Origin of the sequence: Aerosakkonema sp. BLCC-F183 (assembly GCF_041929145.1) — a bacterium.
In the GTDB taxonomy this organism is placed as follows: Bacteria; Cyanobacteriota; Cyanobacteriia; order Cyanobacteriales; family Aerosakkonemataceae; genus Aerosakkonema.
Genome location: NZ_JBHFNU010000126.1, coordinates 1 through 24123, shown reverse-complemented (window position 1 = coordinate 24123; position 24123 = coordinate 1). Strand labels below are relative to the sequence as shown.

At 43.3% G+C, this 24123-nt stretch carries 23 protein-coding genes; 10 read left to right on the top strand and 13 right to left on the bottom strand.

The genetic code is table 11. The features are described 5' to 3' along the window. Window positions 1-107: 107 nt before the first annotated feature. From ACE1CD_RS36855 to ACE1CD_RS36840, 4 genes are all read right to left on the bottom strand, one after another. Window positions 108-1748, bottom strand: coding sequence for a serine/threonine protein kinase (locus tag ACE1CD_RS36855; protein ID WP_374796967.1), 1641 nt, complete (start codon window positions 1746-1748; stop codon window positions 108-110). Between the two features lie 364 nt (window positions 1749-2112). Next, entirely contained in the window at window positions 2113-2559 is a 447-nt protein-coding gene (locus ACE1CD_RS36850) for a hypothetical protein (protein ID WP_374796965.1), read from the bottom strand. A 57-nt stretch (window positions 2560-2616) separates the two neighbouring features. Continuing rightward, window positions 2617-3819 (bottom strand): anhydro-N-acetylmuramic acid kinase, encoded by a 1203-nt coding sequence (locus ACE1CD_RS36845; protein WP_374827909.1) that lies wholly within the window; start codon window positions 3817-3819, stop codon window positions 2617-2619. A 317-nt stretch (window positions 3820-4136) separates the two neighbouring features. Continuing rightward, complete coding sequence (locus ACE1CD_RS36840; protein ID WP_374827908.1) at window positions 4137-4661, bottom strand: PAS domain-containing protein; 525 nt, start codon at window positions 4659-4661, stop codon at window positions 4137-4139. A 124-nt stretch (window positions 4662-4785) separates the two neighbouring features. On the opposite strand from ACE1CD_RS36840, the gene ACE1CD_RS36835 reads away from it, so the two are divergent. The 3 genes from ACE1CD_RS36835 (at window position 4786) to ACE1CD_RS36825 (ending at window position 7511) form a co-directional block, all read left to right on the top strand. Beyond that, window positions 4786-5016 carry a hypothetical protein gene (locus ACE1CD_RS36835; RefSeq protein WP_374796961.1) on the top strand — a complete coding sequence of 77 codons (231 nt, stop codon included), beginning with the start codon at window positions 4786-4788 and terminating at the stop codon, window positions 5014-5016. Between the two features lie 84 nt (window positions 5017-5100). Next, window positions 5101-5928: a tetratricopeptide repeat protein gene (locus tag ACE1CD_RS36830; protein WP_374827907.1), complete on the top strand. Its 828-nt coding sequence runs from the start codon at window positions 5101-5103 to the stop codon at window positions 5926-5928. Window positions 5929-6191: 263 nt separating this feature from the next. Beyond that, a complete protein-coding gene (locus ACE1CD_RS36825) occupies window positions 6192-7511 on the top strand; it encodes a tetratricopeptide repeat protein (protein ID WP_374827905.1) in 1320 nt (439 codons plus the stop codon). A 216-nt stretch (window positions 7512-7727) separates the two neighbouring features. Here ACE1CD_RS36825 and ACE1CD_RS36820 read toward each other — a convergent pair whose 3' ends face one another. Both ACE1CD_RS36820 and priA read right to left on the bottom strand, forming a co-directional pair. Next, window positions 7728-8657, bottom strand: coding sequence for a PEP-CTERM sorting domain-containing protein (locus ACE1CD_RS36820; RefSeq protein WP_374796955.1), 930 nt, complete (start codon window positions 8655-8657; stop codon window positions 7728-7730). Window positions 8658-9058: 401 nt separating this feature from the next. Next, window positions 9059-11641 carry a primosomal protein N' gene (priA, locus tag ACE1CD_RS36815; protein WP_374827904.1) on the bottom strand — a complete coding sequence of 861 codons (2583 nt, stop codon included), beginning with the start codon at window positions 11639-11641 and terminating at the stop codon, window positions 9059-9061. A 971-nt stretch (window positions 11642-12612) separates the two neighbouring features. On the opposite strand from priA, the gene ACE1CD_RS36810 reads away from it, so the two are divergent. The 6 genes from ACE1CD_RS36810 (at window position 12613) to ACE1CD_RS36785 (ending at window position 17974) form a co-directional block, all read left to right on the top strand. After that, a complete protein-coding gene (locus tag ACE1CD_RS36810; protein WP_374796951.1) occupies window positions 12613-13782 on the top strand; it encodes an RpoD/SigA family RNA polymerase sigma factor in 1170 nt (389 codons plus the stop codon). 110 nt (window positions 13783-13892) lie between these two features. Then, complete coding sequence (locus ACE1CD_RS36805; RefSeq protein ID WP_374827903.1) at window positions 13893-15794, top strand: ADP-ribosylation family protein; 1902 nt, start codon at window positions 13893-13895, stop codon at window positions 15792-15794. 44 nt (window positions 15795-15838) lie between these two features. Then, a complete protein-coding gene (locus tag ACE1CD_RS36800; RefSeq protein WP_374827902.1) occupies window positions 15839-16351 on the top strand; it encodes a GNAT family N-acetyltransferase in 513 nt (170 codons plus the stop codon). A 47-nt stretch (window positions 16352-16398) separates the two neighbouring features. Continuing rightward, complete coding sequence (locus ACE1CD_RS36795) at window positions 16399-16605, top strand: glycogen debranching protein (protein WP_374827901.1); 207 nt, start codon at window positions 16399-16401, stop codon at window positions 16603-16605. Window positions 16606-16710: 105 nt separating this feature from the next. Next, window positions 16711-17616 (top strand): Rpn family recombination-promoting nuclease/putative transposase, encoded by a 906-nt coding sequence (locus ACE1CD_RS36790; protein WP_374827900.1) that lies wholly within the window; start codon window positions 16711-16713, stop codon window positions 17614-17616. Between the two features lie 76 nt (window positions 17617-17692). After that, on the top strand, window positions 17693-17974 hold the full coding sequence (locus ACE1CD_RS36785) for a DUF4351 domain-containing protein (protein ID WP_374827899.1): 282 nt from the start codon (window positions 17693-17695) through the stop codon (window positions 17972-17974). 129 nt (window positions 17975-18103) lie between these two features. Here ACE1CD_RS36785 and ACE1CD_RS36780 read toward each other — a convergent pair whose 3' ends face one another. Genes ACE1CD_RS36780 through ACE1CD_RS36765 form a run of 4 tightly spaced genes read right to left on the bottom strand, consistent with a single transcriptional unit; the run spans window position 18104 to window position 19617 of the window. After that, window positions 18104-18319 carry a hypothetical protein gene (locus ACE1CD_RS36780; protein ID WP_374827898.1) on the bottom strand — a complete coding sequence of 72 codons (216 nt, stop codon included), beginning with the start codon at window positions 18317-18319 and terminating at the stop codon, window positions 18104-18106. A 50-nt stretch (window positions 18320-18369) separates the two neighbouring features. Further along, window positions 18370-18777 carry a hypothetical protein gene (locus ACE1CD_RS36775; RefSeq protein WP_374827897.1) on the bottom strand — a complete coding sequence of 136 codons (408 nt, stop codon included), beginning with the start codon at window positions 18775-18777 and terminating at the stop codon, window positions 18370-18372. Between the two features lie 30 nt (window positions 18778-18807). Continuing rightward, on the bottom strand, window positions 18808-19131 hold the full coding sequence (locus tag ACE1CD_RS36770; protein ID WP_374827895.1) for a hypothetical protein: 324 nt from the start codon (window positions 19129-19131) through the stop codon (window positions 18808-18810). A 3-nt stretch (window positions 19132-19134) separates the two neighbouring features. Next, the gene (locus ACE1CD_RS36765; protein ID WP_374827894.1) at window positions 19135-19617 is read right to left on the bottom strand and encodes a hypothetical protein; all 483 of its coding nucleotides are present in this window, start codon (window positions 19615-19617) and stop codon (window positions 19135-19137) included. A gap of 225 nt (window positions 19618-19842) precedes the next feature. Between ACE1CD_RS36765 and ACE1CD_RS36760 the strand changes: the two genes are divergently transcribed. Further along, window positions 19843-20682, top strand: coding sequence for a pentapeptide repeat-containing protein (locus ACE1CD_RS36760; protein ID WP_374827893.1), 840 nt, complete (start codon window positions 19843-19845; stop codon window positions 20680-20682). A gap of 126 nt (window positions 20683-20808) precedes the next feature. On the opposite strand, the gene ACE1CD_RS36755 is transcribed toward ACE1CD_RS36760, so the two are convergent. The 3 genes from ACE1CD_RS36755 to ACE1CD_RS36745 all read right to left on the bottom strand — a co-directional run bounded on the left by ACE1CD_RS36755 (window position 20809) and on the right by ACE1CD_RS36745 (window position 23727). Beyond that, a complete protein-coding gene (locus ACE1CD_RS36755; RefSeq protein WP_374827892.1) occupies window positions 20809-21036 on the bottom strand; it encodes a type II toxin-antitoxin system HicA family toxin in 228 nt (75 codons plus the stop codon). Next, a complete protein-coding gene (locus ACE1CD_RS36750) occupies window positions 21029-21238 on the bottom strand; it encodes a type II toxin-antitoxin system HicB family antitoxin (RefSeq protein WP_374796929.1) in 210 nt (69 codons plus the stop codon). The genes ACE1CD_RS36755 and ACE1CD_RS36750 overlap by 8 nt, the downstream gene beginning before the upstream one ends. A 104-nt stretch (window positions 21239-21342) precedes the next feature. Continuing rightward, window positions 21343-23727 (bottom strand): galactose oxidase-like domain-containing protein, encoded by a 2385-nt coding sequence (locus tag ACE1CD_RS36745; RefSeq protein ID WP_374827890.1) that lies wholly within the window; start codon window positions 23725-23727, stop codon window positions 21343-21345. Between the last annotated feature and the right edge of the window lie 396 nt (window positions 23728-24123).

The following is a 24123-nucleotide window of genomic DNA, read 5'->3' as shown; positions in this document are numbered from 1 at the left end:
CCTAGACCCAGTTAGATAATTTGCGAACAAAAATTTTAGAGGTAGTGCCGATCGAAGATCGCAGCGCTACCTCTGTTACCCAAAAATATATAGGCAAGCATCATATGCTACTGGCCTAGCGAAGAATTAGCTTCTAATTTCGCAATAATCTGAGGCTTAATTTTCTCAAATTGGGCATGGAGCAACTCTTTACTCATTTTGGGAGAGCCCACGGATATTAATGTTTGACTGGTTTTGACCCACTGTTGTAGTAATTGACATTGAGAGGGAGCTATCCTAACGCTCATAGCGTGCATACAGTGCTTGGGTTCCTCCAAGGCAAATAACAACACCCAGTAACGACCTGTTTCCCCTAAAAGCCTTGTCATTTCTTCACCTTGGGCAGTCTTCATATCTAAGTAGCAGCGCAACCACTTTGGGCCGGCTTCGCGAGTATAGAGTGCGGTAATCCATAGCAGCATGGGATGGGGAGACATTAAAAATAAGAATTGATTGTAGCGCTTACAAATATGACGCTTCTGAATATCTTCTTTTTTTAACATCACCCATAACGTCGCCAGATTTTCTTGGTTGGTGGACAAAGAATGAGCAAAGACAATCTCGGCGATCGGTTTGTTGTTTGGCCAGGATTGCTGTCGAACTATTCGCTCAATTTCATCAAGGGCAGGCGGTGGCTGGGGTTTTGATGGTACTGCTGCTGGCTGAGGTTTTGATGGTGCTGCTGCTGACTGGGGTTTTGATGGTGCTGCTGCTGGCTGGGGTTTTGATGGTACTGGTACCAGATGAGTGCTTGATTCCGTTGTTAGGGGAACGTTAGCCAGGGTTGATTCAATGCGCTGACCGAGCTGCCTACCAGTGCTGTATCGTTGCTCTAGAGGTTCCAACGCCTTGATGATTTCACCAACATTCTGGGGACGATCGACCGGTTCTTTTGCCAAGCAGCTCATCACCAAGTTTTCCAGCGCTTTGGGCAGTTTCAAGGTAGGATTGGTGTGTTCAAAAGCTCTCGGTTGCTGGAAGTGATGGACTTTATACCAACCCCCAAACGAGTGGGTTTCTGCTTGTAGGGGCATTTTCCCTGTGAGCATTTCAAACAACAACACGCCTAGACTGTAAATATCCGAGCGGTTGTCAAGTTCCTTGCCTTCCATTTGTTCGGGGGATGAATAGGCCAAGGTTCCCAAATAATAGTTAGTTTGATCGCTGTCTGCCTGACGCAGTTTGGCAATCCCAAAGTCAAGAATCTTGGCTAACTGTCCGAGACTGGCGTCTTGAACCACTAAGATATTACTGGGTTTTATATCTCGATGGATAATCGGGCAGATTTCGCCATCTACAGGGATACCCTCGTGAGCGCACTGCAATCCCAAACAAATTTGGCGTGCTAAAGCTATAAATTTAGGTAGAGCAAGAGGGCGGGAGCGAACTATCTCACTGAGACTTTCTCCCTGGAGATATTCCATGACGTAGAAGGGAGTTTTATTCTCGTCCACGCCATAATCCATGACTCTAACAATATGGAGACTTTTTTGGCCTAACAAAGCACAGGTTTTCGCTTCTCGCTCAAAGCGCTCCTGCAACCGCAATTTCTGATTTTGAATTGTTAGGGAGAGAAACTTGACTGCGACGGGTACGCCTCCTAGTAAAACATCTTTAGCGCGATAAACCCGACCCATAGCCCCTGTCCCTATCAGCTCTACCAGATGATAGCGATTGTCAAGTAAGCGACCAATGTTCGGATCTGTCATTTTGGTGAAGCTCCACCTACAGAAGGAGCATTAATGTAATATGAGTGCCGAGAGTTGTTCCACAACAGGGTTGCCAGGGGAATTTATGCAGAATGTTACTCCCACGCCTGAGATGGAAAAAAAGGGCGTGAATCATCGGCCAACCGCAAGATGCGAAACTATACTGGCAAATGATGCAACCCTTACTTTTCCGAGACCCCAAGCTGAGGCAGCGAGGGGGGAAACCTCCTTCTCAATTGCTAAGGTTTGCCTATAAAGTTTCAAACGAGAAGTCAAATTTAACTTCTGTCTGCGTGCTAAACCTTACAGCTATGCGTGCAACTCAGTTGAACGAACAACTAAGATCTACTATTCAAGGATAATTCTATTCTGGCTGACGCTCCAAGAGTGCTTCCATTGTGCTGGTTAGGTAATGACCTGCCAAAATACTGCTGGAGATATAGTATTGGTTTTCCGTAAGTCGGTGCAGAGTTTCAAAACCACTGCGGCGCTGGCGATCGCCCAGCACCCAGTAGCGCTGCACGATCGATTCTGGTGCAACCCAGCCTTCACCCTCCACTCGCCCTAGCAAACTGTGTTGTAGCACAAAAGTGTACTGGCGTTCGCCAGCATCCAAACGACCTCGGTATTGCAGGGCAATTTCTTCCCGATCGCTCTCTGGAAACATCAATTTGGTTACCATTGTGAACCAGTTGTCGCGACTCCATGCCACTAGAGTTAATCCTTTAACAGCTATCGGCATACCGTTGCGCTCAAGCCAGTTTCCCTGCAATCTCCAACGCCCTGCCTCAATTAAAAAGGTGTGAGCCACGCCCCTATTCCTTGTATCGATCGCTCACTGTCCGATCGCAAGCTCTATGCTAACACGCTACGGCGCTATCACAGATTTAATTTCTCCGAGAAGTACGTCTTTTTGGGCACCAGTTACTTGCTTAAGATTACCGGGAATACCTAAATGTCGCCAGTAGGCTAAAATTGCAAAGGCGATCGCTTCTTTATAGTCGGCGTTCAAACCAACTTCATCTGTTGTCAAAACCGAGATAGACGAGGCAGAAGATTGTTCCGGATCTCCTGAGAGATGGGTTTGCAGTCGGTTTTTTAGGTAAAGATTGCGACTGCCTCCACCACATAACAATACCGTATCTGGCATTTGGGGTAAGAATCTGCGATAACTGTCTGCGATCGAAGCTGCTGTGAGTTCCGTTAGGGTGGCTAGCAGGTCAGCCGAACTGAGCAAGTAATTTTCCGCATCTGCCAAACAGGTACGTAAAAAGTCCGCCCCAAATAGCTCTCTACCTGTAGATTTGGGCGGCGGTTGCCGGAAAAATTCATGCTGAAGCCATTGCCGTACTAAGGGAATACAGATCGTGCCAGAAGCTGCCCAAGCACCGTCTTTGTCATAGGTTTTGCTCCCGCCGGTGAGATACTGCACTGCCAGGTCTAAAAGGGCGTTTCCGGGGCCAGTATCCCAGCCGCGCACTTGAGAGAGCCAGTTACTCTGACGAGCGGGTAAGTAAGTTACGTTACCGATACCGCCGATGTTTTGAACGCACCGATTTTCGGTCGGATGACTCAGAAGAAAGGCGTCTATACGGGAAACTAGGGGGGCACCTTCACCACCAGCAGCAATGTCGGCTACCCGAAAGTTATTTACAGTGGTAATATCCGTAACTTGGGCAATTAGTTCTCCTCGCCCTAATTGCAGGCTATATCCAAGGGGGGAATCTTTTAAATAATTAGATTTTCCCCCGCTCCTAGAAGGTGGACGATGGTAGACTGTTTGTCCGTGGGTGCCGATGAGCTGGGCTGGGGTGCGGTTAGATTGAATAGCTAAGGCGGCTTGCGCGAAGGATAGGCCGATCGCATCATCCAGTGCTGCGAATTCTGCCATTGAAATAGCTGCCCCACCGCAGACAGCTAAAATTTTTTCTCTGAGATCGGATGGGTAGGGATAGGTTTCCCCAGCTATAAGCTCGACTTTTAGATCGATATCCGTACCGGAAATTTCTACCAATGCGGCATCAATACCATCTACTGATGTCCCGCTGATTAAGCCTATTACGCGAGTCATTAGATTTCAAATTTTAGATTTCAGATTTCAAATTGTAAACTCAATCTAAAATCTAAAATCTAAAATTATTTAGATTTTGCTTTGTCTGTGGCGATGAGGTGCAAATCCACATTTTTGAGAAGTCTGACTAATTTATGGAGGAGGGAACCCTGCCCGAATATTTCCCCACCATATTTCTGGGGTTGCCCTATTCCTACTTGCGTAATATGATACTTTTGGGATTTGCGGGCGATCGCTTGGCAATATCGTTAGCCTGGAATCTTAAAAACTCGCTTTGGGAGCGATCTTATCCTCCAATTGGTAACCAGATCGCGAATTCAGTTCCTTGTCCGGGGACAGAATTTACTTCGATTTTTCCACCATGCTTTTCTACCACAATGGACTATTTGTAATTGAGCGTTTTGTAAATCGCTTAATGCTTGTGCTAAATCTTGTGATTTTTGTTGTAAGGCAAGTTCCGCAAGTTTGCGATCGCTAATATCCAAAATTAATCCATCCCGAACTAAAGTACCATTGGCTTTTTTTTCTATTAGAGCTTCTCCATATATCCATTTAACAATGCGAAATGGGGTGACAATTCGACCTGACCATTGCCAAGGAGATAAAGTTTGAACCGCGTCAGTGCTAGATTGCTGAAAAGAAACCATATCATCTGGGTGTATCATCTCTGAGATGAACTGCTGATTAGCGATCGCTTGCTCTGGCTCGAACTCGTATAATTCATAACATTCTGCACTGATATACGTTAGAGAGCTTGCACCATCAGCAGATATCTGAAATTGATAAACAACCCCAGGAACGTTATCTACAAGTTTCTCAAACCGAGAGTTACTTGCACTCAATTCAGCAAACGATCGCTCTAACTGTTGGGCATATTTCTGAGAACTTTGATAAAGTCGGGTATTTTCCAGAGAAATAGCAGCTTGAGCGCAAATTAGAGTCTAGGGCATTGATGTAGTTACCAAAATGTTGGCACTGCTTTCTGTGGCGGTGGGAGTGTCGTCCTGGGATCGCATCGGTACACGAGAAATTCGCGCCACCTTTAAGAGTAACCTAGCCGATCCTCTCTATTCCGATCGGCACAGCTGGGTTTTGCGTTCACACTATTTTACAAAAGCTAGAAGTGCGCGATCGCACTCAAGCGGCAGTCTCGCCCATCCACAAAGGATTGGTACTACTAGAACTGTTAGCCGATAAATATTAGATTTACTAAAGTTTCCAGCCGTTTCATTTTGGGAAAACTAAGGTAGTATTCCGGAAAGATATCTTCAATAAATGCCTATGCCTAGAAAAAATTATGCGTCGATTCAGCTGCTGCTTGCTACTATGGCTGGAATTGGACTGAGTTCGCCCGTTTTTGCCCTACCTGCACAAGATTTGGGCAATAGTGGTAGATTTCATGCTTTTGTTGCCATCGGTTTCGAGAACAATCACAACACTAGCGCTGCCGAAAAACCCTCCGAACAGCTTAAGCAAGCAGAGACTCTCTACAACGAGGGAGTGACGCTGCAACAGCAAGGCAAATTGGAAGAAGCGATCGCTAAATACCAAGAAGCGATCCGCCTCAATCCCAGCTTAGCCTTTGCCCACCTAAACTTGGGCGCAGCTTTGGCAGGTTTGGGGAAACAGCCAGAAGCGATCTCTGCCTATCGGGAAGCTATTTTACTCCAACCAAATCTGGCAGAAGCATACTATAACTTAGGCAATGCACTGGCACAGCAAGGCGAACTACCAGATGCACAAGCGCAATACAAACAAGCAATTCAAATTAATCCTACTTATGCCAAAGCTTACTATAACTTAGGAAATGTACTGGCACAGCAAGGCGATCGAGATGGTGCGATCGCGCAGTGGCGCGAAGCAATTCGGATTCAGCCTGAGTTTGCCGAAGCTTATGCTAATTTGGGGCTGATTTTTTCTAGATCCGGGCAGCGACGCGAGGCTTTAGAAGCTTTTAAGAGAGCGCGAGATCTGTTTAAATCGCAGGGAAAAACAGATCGAGCCGAGCAGATCGATCGCATCATACAACGGGTCGGAACCAATCGCACTGTGATAACGCGATCTCTATTGGGTAGTGAATATTCGACAGCGATATCGTCGGAAGCTTGATTTTGCTGAAGCTTCCGCTAATAGACCTCTCCAAAAATTCTTGTGGGGTAGGCATCCTATCCTGCCTGCCCTTTGAGATCCTTTTGGAGGAGATGTCTAATTTATGACTGATTTGCTGTAACTGCGGAAAGCAGCGGGAGGCTTGAGAAGTACTTCCGCTACCCTTCTACCTTGTTGATACTCGTCAGAACATTTGGGTTAGAGTGGAAACGATCGCTGCTATTCCTCTCAAAGCCCAAATGTCCTAGCTGTGTCTAATCGCCGTGCTTAAACTATTTAAGTCCAAAAACTCCTCTCGTTTTGAAGAATCTCCTCAGTCCACAGGATTGCAAATAGCCAAATCCGAAGAGAGTCGATTTAAGAAGATGCCAAAATTTGTCGCCATCGCTTTTTTTGCACTGTTATGTGTTAGCGGTTTGGTGGCTTATAAGATTATTCATAAGTTTAAAGCATCGAGTTCGACAGACAATAACATTACTCAAGCAATAACTGATTGTACCAATATATTGCTGGAAGAACCATCCTATGATGTTTTGAAAAAAGCTGTTGTCAGCGTTAAAAAAAAGGAACATCTACAGCAAAAAATTCTTTGCTATCAGTCCCAAATCCAGAAAAATGCTACAGATGTAAACGCCTACATTAATCTGGGAGAAGCATATCGCCGCTTGGGAGATCCGATCGCGGCTCGTCAAGCGTATCAAAAAGCCTTAGTTTTAAATTCCAACTTACAAGAAGCTAAACTTGGTCTGGCGCTTGTCGAGCAAGATTCGGGTAATATACAGGCAGCGAATCAAGTCATTGAAGATGGATTGGCATTACAGGAAAATGCGATCGCTTACTTTTACAAAGGCGTGATTTTATACGAGCAAAAAAATATTGATGGTGCAAAAGAAGCTTTTCAAAAAGCTATTGAAGAAGACCCAAATTATGCACCCGCTCATTATACATTGGGAATACTTTTAGATGAACAAGGCAAGTTAGATGAAGCGCAGCCTGAATACGAGCAAGCGATTAACTTATCTCCTAATATGGTAGGAGCCCTCTATAAATTGGGGTTAATATTGTACAAGCAAGGTAAGCGGGTAGAAGCTATATCCGAGTACCAACAAGCGATCGATCTGGAGATTGACTGGGTAGAAGCTCACAATAATATAGGGGTAGCTTTAGCCGAGCAAGGATATCTAGAGGAGGCAGTTTATCAGTTACAAACGGCTAGTCAAATGGAACCTAACAATGAAAATATATTCTATAATTTGGGATTAGTTTTATCGGCTCAAGACAGTCACGACGCTGCGATCGCAGCTTTTAAGGAGGCGATTCGCATCAATCCCAAATTCACGGAAGCTCATGTTGCTATAGGTAATATTTGGCGCGAAGCGGATAAGTTAGATGAAGCGATCGCTGCGTACCGAGAAGCTATCCGTATCAACCCGAAGTTAGTGCTAGCACACAATAATTTAGGGTTGGCTCTTCAAGAACAAGGTCAAATAACAGCAGCAAGTGCGGAGTATCAAGAAGCTATTCGCTATGATTCTGACGGTTCGTTAGATCGTCATCAATTGCCTTATTTTTTGTATCGGTAAAGCAAACAAAATTTTTCTTATCAATGTAGCGATAATAGCGAGCGAATCTTAGGGTGGGTTAGTACGGGCAATAACTTCAGGCATTTGGGCCAATCATCAGCTTCCCGTATCTTAACCCACTATCACACGCAACTGTATGCAATATTGGCATACATTTTTGAGAATACCCTCAAAAACCCTCATAGTAGATGCAACCTAATCGCTAATATAAAATCCTTATGCTTTGTGAGCATTTGCAGTTTGCTTACGCGACTTGCTGGCAGCTAGAGCTAAGCCGATAGATCCCAAAGCCAAGAGGGTAGAGGGTTCGGGTACGGATGCGGTTGGGGTAACTACAGACTTGTTGAACTGGAAGGCAATAGTTTGGGTACCTTTGAATTTGGTAGTATCATAACCAGTAGCGAGTAAATCCTGGGTTACAGTACCCTGTGCGAGGAAAGAAATGTCCCTAAAATAAGTTCCAGATTTGATGGCGTTAAGGTCGAAATTTAGATTCTGGCCGTTATTAGTAAAGTAGCTACTGGTTAAATCACCGTGGCTAGGCGTACCGCGAAGACTTTTGATATCATTTTCATAGCGTGTCACACCGCCATAACTGCTGGTATAGCCATCTACAAGATCGGTAACTGTCTTGGCCTGAACGTTACTGTAAACACCAAGTTGTTGTACTCCCGAATGATTTGCCGAAGCAAAGTGGATGCCGTACAAATTCCCGCTTTGCATGGCTTGTGCAAAGTTTTGACCGGGCATAGTGAAGAACAAGTCACCATAACCGATGAGGTGGCCGTCATCAAGAGTACCTGCCAATGGCATATTGCTGTTAATGGCTACGATTACGCTGGTAGCAGTTTGCTTGATAGCTATACCAGAGAAATCAAAAGGATTTGTTTGGCCTGGAGCAGAGCCTATTCCGTAGCGGCCATTTGCTCCATCTGTGTTTGAATCGATCGCATACTGCCAGCCGTTAGCATCGGTGGGGTTTTTTCCCGTGACAAGACCGACAGAGTCGTTCCAACACTCAAAAGTTTGACTAAATGAAGTTCCCGGTGCTAAGTCGAAGGCATGGGCTGCTTGTCCGCTCACAGATAGGACACCGATAGCTGTAGCTGCAACCTTGAATAAATTGGATAGTTTAGAAATTTTCATTGCTTCGCCCCTTTCGTTTTGTTTTATCTGAGTTATGTGAATAGATTAGCGATTAAATCATGAAGAAAAAAGAGGAGAAGCTAGCTTTATTTATAAAGATACGATCGAATTTTAGCGTTGTAATGTTGTAAGGTTATGCGTATATTTGCAGGTCAATAAGTAAGTGATGAAAACTTAGCCATAATATCCATAGTCTAAATTGTCTGATTTAAATGGGCGAAAGTAACGAGTTTTTACGGAATAATCAGGTCTGTTATTAATCGTTACCCAGATTAAATAGGAAAAATTGCCTTACCATTAGCTATTCCCTCTTCCCCACTCTGGAAAATCGTCAGTATCGCACTTAAGAATACGGATGTTATGACTAAGTTTAGGGCGGGCAATGCCCACCCATTGCCGCTTTAGATGAAATTGAGGGGATCTACATCGATCGTCAAGCTGACACCGGGGGGACAGAGCGATCGCACCAAACTCCAATCTGGCAATTCCGGTAGAGTTCCGCTGGAAAACTTGAGCAAAATCTGCCATCGATAGCGATTTGCCACTCGCAAGATACTGGCAGGCGCTGGGCCTAAGATGTCATAACTTGTGGAACAGGCATCTTGCCTGTCATCTGAAGGACGCAATTCAGCGGCGACAAGTTCCGCAGTTTCCTCAACTTCGGCAGCATCAATACTACTCAAGCGCAACAAAATTAATCTACCGTAAGGCGGATAATTATTTGTCGATCGTTGTAGTAATTCCGCTTGGGAAAAAGCATTGTAGTCGTGAAGTCGCACTGATCGAATTACAGCGTGTTCGGGAGTGTAAGTTTGCAAAATCACCCGACCGGGATCGTCGCCGCGACCGGCACGACCTGCCACTTGAGTCAAAGTTTGAAATGCTCTCTCGGATGCTCGATAATCTGCAAAATACAGTAATCCATCTGCCGCTACAATACCCACCAATGTCACCTGCGGTAAATCCAAACCTTTGGTGAGCATTTGCGTTCCTACCAGCAAGTCAGCTTCCCGATTGGCAAACCGCGATAATAAAGTGCGATGCGAACCTTTGGTACGTGTGGTATCGCTATCGAAACGGATGACGCGCAACTGCGGAAACTGCTTTTTCAATTCCTCTTCCACTCGCTGAGTACCGCTACCGAAAAATTTTAAATAAGGAGAACTGCATTCGGGACAGTGGCGGGGATGAGCGGTAATAAAGTTACAGTAGTGACACCTCAGCAGTTCTGGCGCTCTATCTTCGGTATGGTGATAAGCGAGAGAAACATCGCAGTTAGGACACTCAATCACATACCCGCAACTGCGACACGAGACAAAAGTGCTGTGTCCGCGCCGATGGATGAAGAGAATTCCCTGTTTGCGTTCTGACTGCAATTGTTGCAGAGCATCTTGAAGCGATCGACTAAAAATCGATCGATTTCCCTCCCGCAACTCTTGGCGCATATCGACAACTTCCACAGGCGGTAGAGGTCGCGATTGAATTCTCTCCGGTAATGACAAGTAATAAGTATTTGGCGATCGAGAATTTTCTCCCCCGCTCAAGAGCTCAAGAGCTCCTCTCACCTCTACCCAACTTTCCAGAGAGGGAGTAGCAGAACCTAAAATTAAAGGACAATCGATTAATTCTGCACGCCACAAAGCTACAGTACGGGCGTGGTAAGTGGGGGCTGGGCTATCTTGCTTGAAGCTGGAGTCGTGTTCTTCATCTAATATAATCAGACCGAGTTTGGGCAAAGGGGCGAATACGGCAGAGCGCGTCCCGATGATGATTTGCGGTTCTCCAGTGAGCATTTGCCGCCAGGTGTCGTAGCGCTCTCCTTCCGATAAGGCGCTGTGGTAAACGCAAACTCTTTCGCCGAAACGAGCCCGAAATCTGTCAGTTAGCTGGGGTGTGAGGCCGATTTCCGGTACTAGAACGAGGGCGGAGAGTCCGCGTTCTAGGATGGGTGCGATCACTTGCAGATACACCTCTGTCTTTCCAGATCCGGTGATTCCGTGCAGCAGTACTTCCGCAAATCCACTTAAGTTATTGATTGTCTCTAAAGCAGTTGCTTGTGCTTGAGTGAGAGCTTTGGGTCGATCTTCCGCTACCGCAGGTTCGGATAATTTCCGCAAAACTTCCCTCTCTTGGATGACGACGTAGCCTTTTTCCTGCAATGTTTTGATCGTGGAGGGAGTGGTTTTACAGGTTTCCACCAATTCGCTCAGCCACAATTCACCTCCCTGACGCTGCAATACTGCCAAAATTTCCTGTTGACGAGGGGTGAGGTCTAGTCCGGTTTCAGAGCCAACTAGAGTCACAGCTTGCTTCAACTTCGGTTGAGTGTGTCTGGGTGCTTCTAAATAGCTTTCTACCCAACCGCGTCTGCGTAATTCCCGCAGTCCGCGCTGTGCTACCCTGACTTGTCGGTTGATGTATTGCCAGGTGTAGTCTCCTGTTTTTGAAGCTTGCAGCAGTTCCAGAATCTGACGGGCAGTTGGAGTGAGGAAGATGTCGGCATCTGCGGGAATTGCTTCTGGCTTGAGGCGAATGCGACGAGAAGAGCGGGAAAGCAGTCCGGGAGGTAGGGCTACTTTGATCGCTTGCATCAGGGGTGTGTAATAATACTGAGAAAGTCGATTCAGTAAATTCCAGTAACCGGGAGGAAAAAAACTCTTAGCGACGACATCTTCAACATCGCGAATTCGATCGGATGCCAAATCTGAGGGAAGTCGATCGAGCAGACGGATGGCGATCGCGCCTACTTGCTGCGCCCCAAACGGCACACTCAAAATATCTCCAGGATTTACATCTAAATCGGGGGGCAATCTATATGTGTATAGCTTCTGTGCAGGAACGTTTTCTCGCTCCTGGGCTTCTGACTGCGTACCCGGACAATCTACCAGTACCTCGATCCACCGCGATGAATGCGAGTTTGTGTCGTAGGAAGCCGCAGGCTCAGCCAATATTGGCTCTGACAAAATCCAACTGGGAGTAGACATACGACGAAATATCCAGCTTTAAAAAGTCTTGGAGTTAAAAACTCCTTTTTGCACCGATGGATGACTGCAAACAGCAAAATCTTTCTCTAGTTTAAGAAATTATGAGTAAAAGTGAGCAAACTGCAACAAGATACTCAGGATATTCGTCATCTGGCGCAAGTAAGCGTCAATTTGTTGTTGACTTGTTTATTTTAGCTGGATATGAAACTCAAATCTTTGACTGAGGCTCAAAAAATTTCCAGAAAGGATTGTTGAAATATGAAAAACAAAAAAATCACAGGCTATACGCAAGATACCGGGCATTCATATTAAATCCGCTGCTTTTAGGTAAAAGCATTTCGCGACCCCAACCCACTCTCAAGAGAGGATACTTTCAAAGAAATCAACCGACAGGAGGAAGAGTTACGAAGGATACTTAATAATCGCTCGATACAGTTCCATCTCAAGCATCATACCTGTTTTACATCTGTCGGTAGAGAGTAAAGTTTTTAAGTATATGAGATGCTGTGATTACAGTCAAAAAATTTAGCAAAACTTTAAGGATGCTGGCGCTATGACTAATGTTATAAACAATCAACTTCCGGCAGAGGACTTTTACTGCCATGCTGCTATAAATAGACACAGAAGCTAAAAAATTAATAAAATTGATGAGTTTGGTAGGTATTTGGTTTTAGGCGAATAACTTTTCCTCGCCAGATCCCCAAAACACACGATATTTCAGGATTTTTGTAGCTGGCGAAACAATGAAAAAATTATTTTGGGATACCCTAGAAAGATATCCTTTCTCCCCTGACTCGCGATGGCAGTATCAATACGTAAAAAAGCTATCAGCCAAGTAATTATATTAACCGAGTTAAGGCAAGTAAAAATACTTAATTTTTTAAAAAAGTTCCGTTTAGCTTGAAACAAAATGACGGGGCAATTTAAGCAGGTGCAATGACGTTTATAAACAAAACAGGGGTTTTCAGGCTGTGACTTTATCAAAACACGAACCAGACCTAGCTATGAATATTTCTGAGTTGGATACCAAGGAAATTTTGCCATTATCGGGCGATTCCGATTATACGATCGATCCAAATCTGGAATTGGAGGAAGAAAATTTAGTCGAGGAGGAAGTGCAAGAGGCTGTATTGGAAGATGGATATTCGGAAGATTTGGTGGAAACTCGCTTAAGCGGATATCGGAAAATGAATTCGGATGACGCGGTGGGAGCGTTTTTTAAGGAAATGGCGCGTTACCCGCTACTGAAACCAAAAGAAGAGGTAGAATTGGCGCGTCGCGTGCAATTTCTGGTAAAAATGGAGGAATTCCAAAAACACTTGCAAGCCGAATGGGGCAGACAGCCGTCCAGCGGAGAAGTGGCGGCGGCGGTGGGATTGACGGAACGCCAACTGGAAAATCGCCTTTATCAAGGTAGGGTAGCGAAACGGAAGATGATTCGCTCTAATCTGCGGTTGGTAGTTTCGATCGCCAAGCGATATTTGAATCGGGGGGTGCAATTCCTGGATTTGATTCAAGAAGGGGCGATGGGATTGAATCGCGCTACAGAAAAATTCGATCCCGACAAAGGTTATAAGTTTTCTACATACGCTTATTGGTGGATTCGCCAAGCAATCACAAGAGCGATCGCCAACGATGCGCGAACAGTGCGCTTGCCTATTCATATTGTCGAAAAATTGAATAAACTTAAAAAAGTCCAGCGAGATCTCAAGCAAAAGCTCCACCGCAATCCCACGGAAGTGGAGATGGCAGAGGCGTTAGAAATTTCACCGGAACACCTGCGTCAGTTACAGCAGTTACGTAGGCGATCGCTTTCGCTCAACCATAGAGTGGGTAGGGAAGAAGATACAGAACTGGTAGATCTGCTGGAAGATAGTGACAGTATGTCTCCCGAAGAAATGATGAGCGATGCGATGATGCGTCAGGAAATTTGGGATGTATTGGGCGACGTTCTGACCCCAAGAGAAAAAGATGTCATCTCTTTGCGGTACGGTCTAACAACAAGCGAACCCTGTACGTTAGAAGAAGTCGGTAGTTTGTACAATCTCTCCCGCGAAAGAGTGCGTCAAATTCAAAGTAAAGCAATGCGAAAATTGCGGCGTCCCCAAATTGCCCAAAAATTGAAAAGTTGGCTGAAGTGATGGCATAATAGTTAGTTGTCACCGGTCAGTTGTCAGTAGTTAGTAGTTAGCTGTCATTTGAACGATCGACTTTTGACCGCTGACAACTGACTGCTGACCGCCACTTGAAAATGCCTAAAATTAAAGACAAAAAAAAATACCTTACCGAAATATATGGCTTTGAATTTCCTGACAGCTTTTTTAGCTTCTGGGAATTTACCCAAGAACTACCTGAAGATGCGATCGGTGGATTGTGTTCTACTCTATCGATATCGCTAGCAGAGGTATTTGATATTTTTCAAGATGATTTCGATCCAGATAATTTTAACCCGATCGAGGATTCCAGATATTACTATGACCCGCCGGAATTTTTTACAATGCTGCGCGGACACACAGACGGATTGCACTGGGGATACTACATTGACGACCCGAACAATCCTGTATTTCAAGTAGCTTATTACTACGCCAGAGACGCTTTTGAAATAAATGTTAGCGGCAATAATTTATTTGAAACAGTTAGGTATCATCTAGAACAATTTTACGAGAATACTTTAGAAGAATTAGTTCATTATTCAGATTACCGAGAAGAAAACGAAGCTAGTCTGAAAGAACTGGATGAAATCAGGGAAATTTTACGGCGATACGATACAGCAGACAGACCCGAAATGGGTGCAGCCTATACGGAAAAATATTATGTGCAACGCGCCATCATTGCCAAGACGAGAGATTATATGGGTATTGTCGTACCCGTTCATTTATATAGACCTTTGGCTGGAGAAGATAAATTCCAAATTTGGAATTACAAACCCTCGGAATGGGAAGTAGCAGAATACAGAAAAGAAGCTCTCCAAGCGTTGCAGGAAGGATATCCGGGGACAGCGCTCAAACTCGGTAAAGACCTCTGGATTTACCATGAATTTGCGGATATTACTTGCGAATTGCTCGATTTGGCTTATGAGGCGCTTGGCAGAAATGCACTGCGTAAAATGCTGGATTTTCGGCGCAATCGCAGCGCCAGCCAAGTAAAAGCTTTTCAAGAGGCGCTTCAAAATCCCCAAGAAACTAAATACTTATCATTGTATAGCGATCGCATCGATACCTTACCGCCAGAAATTGGCGAACTCACTCAATTAGAAAGTTTAAATCTTAATTATAATAACCTGAAGGATTTACCAGAAGAGTTAGGTCGGCTGTCTAATTTGCAAGAGTTGTATTTAGTAGGCAATTATCTCGATCGCATCCCAGATGCTATCTGCAATCTGACTCAACTTCGCAAGTTGGATCTGCGGGAGAATCCGTTAGCAGAAATATGCGATCGCATTGGCAAACTAACTTTACTTGAAGAACTATGTTTAGGGCATGAAAACTTAACAAAATTTCCGGTTTCGCTTTGCCGTTTAACCAGCTTAAAAAAATTGTACATCACGGCCAGCAATATTGCTGAACTTCCCCCTGAAATCGGTAAAATTTCTGCATTGGAAGAGTTGTTGCTGGCAACTAATACTCATCTTGACACCGTACCCTCTAGTTTTAAAGATTTACAAAATCTCAAGCTGCTTACTTACAAATATTATCAAAACGAGCATCACAACTACGAAGAACCAATAAATTTGCCATCGGCTTTTTGCGAGTTACCGAACTTGGAGTATTTGGAATTTGATACTAACAGAAACATAGTCATACCGTCGGATATTGCCAAGCTAGCGAATTCTCTGCAATCTCTAAAAATAGGATGCTACACATTGCAAGAACTTTCGCCAGGAATAATGCAATTGAAAAATTTGAAAGAGTTAACAGTTAGTTGCGCGAGTCTTACAAAAATCCCCGCAAATATATGTCAACTTACCCAATTAGAAAATCTCAATTTATACGGCAACCGGATTCGCCACATACCCAAAACGCTAGGACAAATGAAAAACCTGAAAAGTTTGAACCTATCTCGTAATTGTCTGTCAACATCTGAAACGGCAAAATTAGCTCAATTGCTACCAAATACAGAGATTGAGTGTAGTTATCAAAATAAGTACACCTAGTCCGCTAAAATGAATGACAATTATTTAAGGTTTAAAATCGCTCGATGGTTTCTGAATTAATAGTGCGATCGGCTACGCCAGCAGATGTCCCAACGCTGTTTCATCTAATTAAAGCGCTTGCGGAATACGAAAAGCTATCTCACGCCGTTGTGGGTAATATCGAATCTCTGGAATCCCATTTATTTGGTGAGCGACCTTACGTGGAAGCTATTCTGGCAGAGTTAAGTGGAGAAACTGTTGGCTTTGCCTTATTTTTTCATAACTATTCCACATTTTTAACGAAACCGGGCATTTATTTGGAGGATTTATTCGTTTTACCGGAATATCGGGGACGCGGTATCGGGAAGACGTTGCTTACCCATGTTGCTAAGTTAGCAGTTTCTCGCGGTTGCGGAAGGATGGAGTGGGCTGTTTTGGATTGGAACGAACCTGCGATCGCATTTTATCAGCGCATGGGTGCTGCTGTCCTACCAGACTGGCGCATTTGTCGCGTTACTGGCGATTCTCTCACCAATTTAGCAGCAAAAGAAGCGAGCCAGCTTGTCAGCGATTCATAAATAATAGTATTTTGAGCTTGCTTTTGAAAGTCGAGGAGGAAAGCTTCATGATTATTTGGGTGAACGAACAAATCGATCCATCCGGTCTGATTTATTCTTGTATTGCTACCTGTGATGAACAACAAGCGAAAGATTGCCACGAATCTTTCGAGAAGAATTTAACAGAAATTCAGAAATCGGAAGGTTGGGTCGCTCGCTTGCGGACGGTTAATTCTTGGGATGAAGTACCAGTAAGTGCCTTAAAGCTGAGTTAAAAGTAGGGTGGGCAATGCCCACCTTTTTATTATCTGATGCGGTGTGGATTTATTGCAAGCGATCGACAAGTAAAAAATTCAAATCTATTACGCAAAACAAAAACCTTGACCTACGACAACACCTGTAAATACATAGCCTCCCAAAATCCAGCCAGTTTCGTGCGCTGGTTACTACCAAATGAGGAATTCACAGAAGTAGAAATCCTCAAAACCGAACTACCAGCCGAACCAATCAGAGCCGATTCCTTAATCTTACTGCGGTTCGGCAACATCATTTTACACTTGGAGTTTGAAAGATTACCCTATTCAGAACCACCAATTCCAGAGCGGATGCTCAAATATTGGTTGCGCCTTTATGAAAAGTATCGATGTAGAATAGAACAAGTAGTAATTTTCTTGAAACGGATCGAATCACCCCAGGTTTTCATAGACCGATTTCAAGTAGGAAACACGGTACATCCCTATCGAGTAATTCGGTTATGGGAAGAAGACCCCGCACCTTTTTTAGCCGAACCCGCTTTGCTACCGCTAGCACCTCTAACTCGCAGCGATTCACCCAGAGCATTGCTAGAGGAAGTAGCGGGAAGGGTAGAATTAATAGAAGACCCCGCACAGCGAAGAGAAATATTAGCTTGCACAGCAGTCATGGCGGGTTTACTGCATAAACCAAACTTGATTCGTCAGTTATTTCGGGAGGATAATATGCAAGAATCTCTGTTTTATCAAGAAATTGTGGAAAAAGGAGAGCAAAGAGGTTTGCAGCGAGGTTTGCAGCAAGGTTTGCAACAAGGCTTGCAGCAAGGTTTGCAACAAGGTATAGAACAAGGACAAAAACAGCAGGCATTCTTACAAACTCTGCGCCAGTTGATGCGGCGGGTGGGAGAAATCGCACCTACCACGGAAGAAAGACTCCGTGCTTTATCGCTTTCTCAGTTAGAGAGCTTGGCAGAAGCGTTGTTGGATTTTTCATCACCAGCAGATTTAACGGCTTGGTTGGATAATTTGAATTAGGCAAAATGTTAGGGAATAAACACCCCTTTCGATAATTTATATGGGGTGTTACCTTTCATTTATTTCGGGGAGATATATGGAAGAATCTTCGTTTTACCAAGAAATTTTTGAAAAAGCCGTACAGCGAGGTTTTCAACAAGGTTTACAGCGAGGTTTGGAACAAGCTTTACAACGCGAAACGTCAATGATTTTGCGCCTACTTCGGCGGCGAGTGGGAGAACTGGAACCAAGCACAGAAGAGAGAATTCGCGCTTTATCAATTACTCAGTGGGAGGACTTGGCAGAAGCATTGTTGGATTTTTCATCGCCAGCAGATTTAACTGCTTGGTTGGATAATATGGAAAGTACAAAAGGTTAAAATTTGATGGCGCGATCGCACAAGCTACGGCTACTTAGTTTTGTGAGGATGGGAGAAGTGCGATCGCGCTCTTTTTTACTGCTCTTTTCAGTTGTTTTTATGTTATCGCTTTTAGGTATTGGCGTGAATTCAAGATTTATTGCGATCGTATTCCAACCAAATCTCAAATTCAGTCCTTATGGCAATACTCTTAGTGACTTCATCACTGTAAGCAGTTTTTATAGACTCGCTTAGTTTAGCTGCATTGCGTATGAGTTGAATAGCCGGATTGTTGTTATATTTTTGAATTTGACTATTGCTACTTTTCAATAAGTCGTTATTTTGCGCCCCATAATCATTGGTCATACATTAAACCCGATAATTTTTGCTTAACAGCTTTTAAATTTTCAACAGCGTCAATTAGAAAATTCGCTTAGCCTTTTGTTCATTGCTTCCAGCATTTTACGCTTGCCCTCTTGCTTAACTTCTTGAGGGTAATTACTATTCATAATTTCATCAATCTTTGGGCCAAAAGCACGCATAACTGCGTTCATTCTTTCCACTTCTCCTTGAACTTGTATTTCGTACAATTCAGTGTGTATGGCTTCTGCCAGAAGTTGGTAAGTCAATCTAATTTCACGAAATCCACTTCCCAAAACAATAACTATTGCTGTTACTGGCGTGGCTAGTGCGCGACCGATGAAACCAAGAACTATATCTCGTTCAACCTCACTTGGTACTACTATAATGCCATTTTGATCCTTAAAATAAACAGGAACACTTTTCCCTGCTATACTAATTTTTACTGAATCTTGCTTATCCATACTCAATTTTAACTCCTTTAATGACAATTTTTATTTCACATCTATAAAACTGATTAAAATGCAAATCAAAATCACCCAAACTATAACAGGTACTAATAAATGCCATTGAATTAATACTGTGATTATACCTGATATAGTAACAGCAGATCTTACAGCTAAAATAGTTTCCTTTGGATTTGCATAACCATGTTTCATTTTAATTTGTGCCTTAACAGTCTCCAAAGGTAAATTGGGTAATATCGGTGTATTTTTAGGGAGATTTTTGTGTAAGAAAGATGCAACCCATGTTATAAATTTTTGAGCAGGCCAGACTAAAATTATCAGCCAAATAAAAGCAAATAAGAAATCTATCATAATTTATTGAGTTAGTTTATTATTAAATATCGATATTATACGTTTTAAAATTTTTAATATAGGGCTTTTTTCCCATTTTAACAAGCTTCTCAAAACTTTCAATATAGGACTTTTTTCCCATTTGAATAAGCCAACCAAAAAATTACCGCTTATTTTACTGAATTTTTTATTGTTAATAAATTTTAAATTTTCCTCGTTGACACTAGATACTTTTCTTTGGTTTATGTCATAAATTTTCTTTTCAACTGCATTTTTATATCTATCAAATAAACTGTAGATGTAAATTTCAGTTACTTCCTCAGAATAATTTCCTTGTGAACTTAAAGCATCCACAACACTCTGACCTGTAATTTTAGCGTCTATAACAATCTCTTTTAGCTGCGTCTGTGAAACTAAACCTTCAGCAAATAGTTTCTCAAGTCGTGCTTGAACCTGTGCTTGGTACTCATTTAAATCCCGTCTGATTCGGGCTGCCAAGTCTTCCATACTTTTTTGCATAATGTTCAAGAGTACGTAAAAACTGCTTTTAATACACCATAGCGGCTCAGTATCAGCTTTGACAGTGAGAAAAAGTAATAAAAAAGTAATAAAAAAGTAATAAAAACTCAAGGATTGCGGTATAATATAATGCTCGATGGGTATCCTAACTCTAAGACGTTCCGCTATGCCCTGCACAAATCTTAACAATATACTACTGAGGAACTTTGACAAATGACCGCTGACGAAGCACTAGAGATTGTTGAAACTGCGCTAGACTATCAACGCCTCAACAAAGTCCAAGAGCTAGTGTTTCGTCAATCGTGGGAAGGACAGTCTTATGTAGAAATTGCTAAAAGCTCTGGATATGAGCCTGATTATATCAAAGATGCTGGTGCTAAACTCTGGAAATTACTATCAAAGGTATTAGGGGAGAAGGTTAAAAAAGATAATCTTAAATCTGTATTGAAACGATACTTACGGCGAAATCAAGTTAATTTGCATCGAACTCAGGTGATTGGAGTAAACCTCAGCGGCGCAGACTTAAGCGGTGCAAGCCTAACTATAGCAAACCTAAGTGAAACTAAACTTTTATTCGCTACTTTAAATGAAGCAGACTCCCCTCAACCTGATTTAGCTGGTGCAATCATACATGATGTTAACACACAATCAGTTGAGCAAGGACATAACCAGGAAACTCAATCCCACTCACAAGAAGAAATCTATTACTGGAACGATCTACCTCTTCGATCGCACGAACAAGTTAAAATAGCAGAAGCACTCGATCGCACTAACGTCATCTTCATACCTAACACCAAAGTTCGCCTGACAAGCAGTGAACGAAAAGAAAACAAAGAAGCTGATTTTCTGATTTTTTACAAAGGTAAATCCGGTATACTGGTAATCAAAAACGCACTATCCGAGCAAGATGGAGGGGGTTTTCGGGAGTGCGATCGCATTTTGCAATCTCACGGTATTTCCATTATCCAATATTACGATGCTATCAGATGCAGCGAATCACCCGATCGAGTCGTACAGGAATTTTTAGCAATATTGGTTGATACAGCAATTTAGCTATCTGATTCGCGAGAAAATATATTATTAAGGTCACGATAGCCACTCACTACACGCAGAATTTCAATCCTATTTTCGCTCGGACGATAGACAATCATTGAATGTGTCTGGCCTTGGTTACGATTTTTATAGATTCTCAATGAATTCTTCAGGGGTAACTTTTGCCTGTTTGAGAATCCCACTTAACGTACCGACCTTTAATTCTTGATGCACAGGGACAACACATCCAATTTCGCCATCTGGAGTTTCCTTCTTCATAACAATGTGACTGCCTGTTTGACGAACTTGCTCGAAGCCTAAACGCTCCAACGCCCGAATCGCTTCTCTACTTGAGATTCGTGGCAATTTAGGCATAGCTGACCTCAATACTGGTTATATATTTAGGAGACGCTTCAGGCAAAGGAAATTCTTCGAGGTAGAGCCGCGTTGCCTCTCTAAGACCTGCAACCGCTTGTTCGATCGTTTCACCTTGATCCACCGTGCCTACTTCTAGACATTCGGCTATGTACATATCGTCTTCCTTATACACAATAACTGTAAAGCTACGAGTTTTCATTGTGTTTTAATCCTCCAAGCTCTATGTAGAAAGCATAACACTCCCCCATCCAGAGGCCAACCCAGAAACCCGGTTTATTCAAGAAACCGGGTTTCTTTCCTACACTAACTTAACTGAACCCATTTCGCTACAGATGGTACTCCACGGCGATCGGTAATAAACAACATATACCAACCCGGTGGTGCTAAATTCTGTTCGTTGGTAACGTTAACTTTCAGTGTTGTTGCACCGTTGAGATTAAATTCTAAATCTACGAGTCTTTGTCCCGCATTGAAAGAATGGGTAGTTGCACCGGGATTAATTAAACTTACCCATTTAATTTGTTCGGCTTGCGGTGTTTTTATTTCAATGTTTCCGCCATAAGTTATTTTTTGAGGTGTGCTTTCAATCAGGGGTCGCCCTCCTTTAAATAGGTAGGGGGGATAATACATTTCCAAGCGCAGTTCATCATCAGTTCGTACTGGATTTGACCCGGCTGTAATCACTCTGCCATCAGGTAAAAGGAGTGCGATCGAATGATATAATCGCTGCACTCTTCCCATCGCACTTAAAGTCCAAGTATTCGCAACAGGATCGTAAATTTCTGCTTCTAAAGTTGCTTGTTCTCGCGATTCATCTACGCGACTGCCACCGCAGACCAAAACAGTGCGATCGGGCAACAATACAGCATTCAAGTGCATCCGAGGAAATGTCAGAGGCGCTGCTGCTTGATAAGTTGGATTTGCCACTGCCAAATTGACAATATTTACCTTATCATTTGCCTCCAAAGTATGATGCCCCGTACCATCAAAAGCACCACCACCCATCAGCATTACCCGTTGTGCTTGTGCAGGCGGTAACATCACGCTGGCAGCTTGATTGCGGTGATCTTTTTCTTCGTGATCGATTAAACCGGGCACTTCTACTTCTGTGATAGGTTGTGCCGGATTTGTGGGCAAAGTTAACAACCGTGGTGTCACGCCATTATTAACGCCATATTGACCGCCAGAATAGAAAATCTTGCCATCGCGTAGTAGGAAAAGGTGCGCGTACATCGGCAAAGCACTGGTATTTTTAAAGGCAGTCCAATTATTCGTTTTTGGTGAATAAATTTCTGGCACTACATTCAGCTTGCCATCTTCCCCTTGTCCGGAAACAGCCAAAACTCGACCGTCGCCCAGCGTTACCAAAGTTGGATACCAACGACCGCCTTGCATTTGCGGTACGGGTTTCCATTTCTCAGCAAAGGCATCAAAAATATAAGCATCTCTCAAACCAAAAAATGGATGTCCGAAGTCATATTCTTTCGTCCCGCCTGCCACTAAAAGGGAACCATCTGCCAGAAAAGAATGACCTGCACAAAACAAGTCTGCTGGAGTTGGAGGAGTAAAAAAAGTACCCTTTTCATAATCCCAGACAACACTGCTAAAATTACCTTGAGCATTGGCAGGATTGTTACCGGAACCTGCAAAGAACAATACTTTATTAGTAGGCAAAACGGTGGCGTGAACTGCCAGAACTTGCGAGTTGTAAGGTAACAATCGCCAAATGCCTTTGCTGGCAGCTTTGTCCAAGTCGATATTCAAATCTAGAACTTGGTAATATCCTTGATTTAATTGTGGCGGATTATCGATTAAGAATACAATTAATTCAGGTTTTCCCTTACCTTTTAGGTCAGCAACTGCAATTCCTGCACCCTGATTTTCCCAATAAGGTAATTTAACTGGCGTCCAAGGACTCCAACCTTCGGTAACATTACCAGCAGCGTCAAGATTCCAACCAATTTGATAAAATCCCTGGTTAACACCGGGCGGATTATCGATTTGAAATACGATTAATTCTGGTCGTCCATTGCCGTCGAGGTCGGCAACTGCAATTCCTGCGCCTTGATTTTCCCAAGAAAACCAATCAACTGCAATCCAATCACTCCATCCCCCTGTAACAATGCCATTTTTATCTAGCTTTTTACCAATGCGATAAAGTCCCCGATTTTTCTCAGGAGGATTATCAATTTGGAAGACAATTAATTCTGGCCTTCCGTCGTTATCTAAGTCTGCAACTGCGATACTGGCATCTTGGTTTTCCCAGGATTCCCAACCGGGAATTTCTATCCAATCACTCCATCCGCCTGTGACAATGCCATTTTTATCAAGCTTTTTACCTACGCGATAAAGTCCTCGATTCGCACCGGGCGGATTATCAACTTGAAAAACGATTAATTCCGGTTGTCCGTCGTTATCCAGGTCAGCAACTGCAATACCCGCGCCTTGATTTTCCCAAGCACCCCAATTGGGAATTTCTATCCAGTCACTCCATCCGCCTGTGACGATGCCGTTTTCATCGAGTTTCCGTCCAATCCGATAAAAACCTCGATTTGCACCGGGAGGGTTGTCGATTTGCAAGATAATTAAATCGGGTCTTCCATCATTATCTATATCTGCTACTGCGATATCTGCACCTTGGTTTTCCCAGGAGAACCAATTTGGGATTGGTAATAATTCGGTTGCCATGATTTTGTTAATATTTGCAGTCACTTAAATAAGCTAAATATAACACTTTTGGTTACTAATATTCGTAGCGGAAGTTACCAAGTTTTATAAACAAATAAGTTCGCGCCTTGAAAGGGATAGACACAGGTGATTTTGTGCGATCGCTTATAGACCGATACAACAAATAACTATTCTTCTGGCGAAAAGGAAGAAAACTGCTTTTGGCATACTTGCAGCTTTTGCAGCCTAATTATCTCTATCTACTAACAATAATGAGGTCTTTCGGGTTGATGGTGGAAAATGTTTGTATATGTTACAGATAGCTGGGATGGTGGGTTACGGCACGGGAACTTAATTATTGGTTGAAAGTGTTGAAATTATCGCCCGTGCCTAACCCACCCTACGATTAAATAAGTT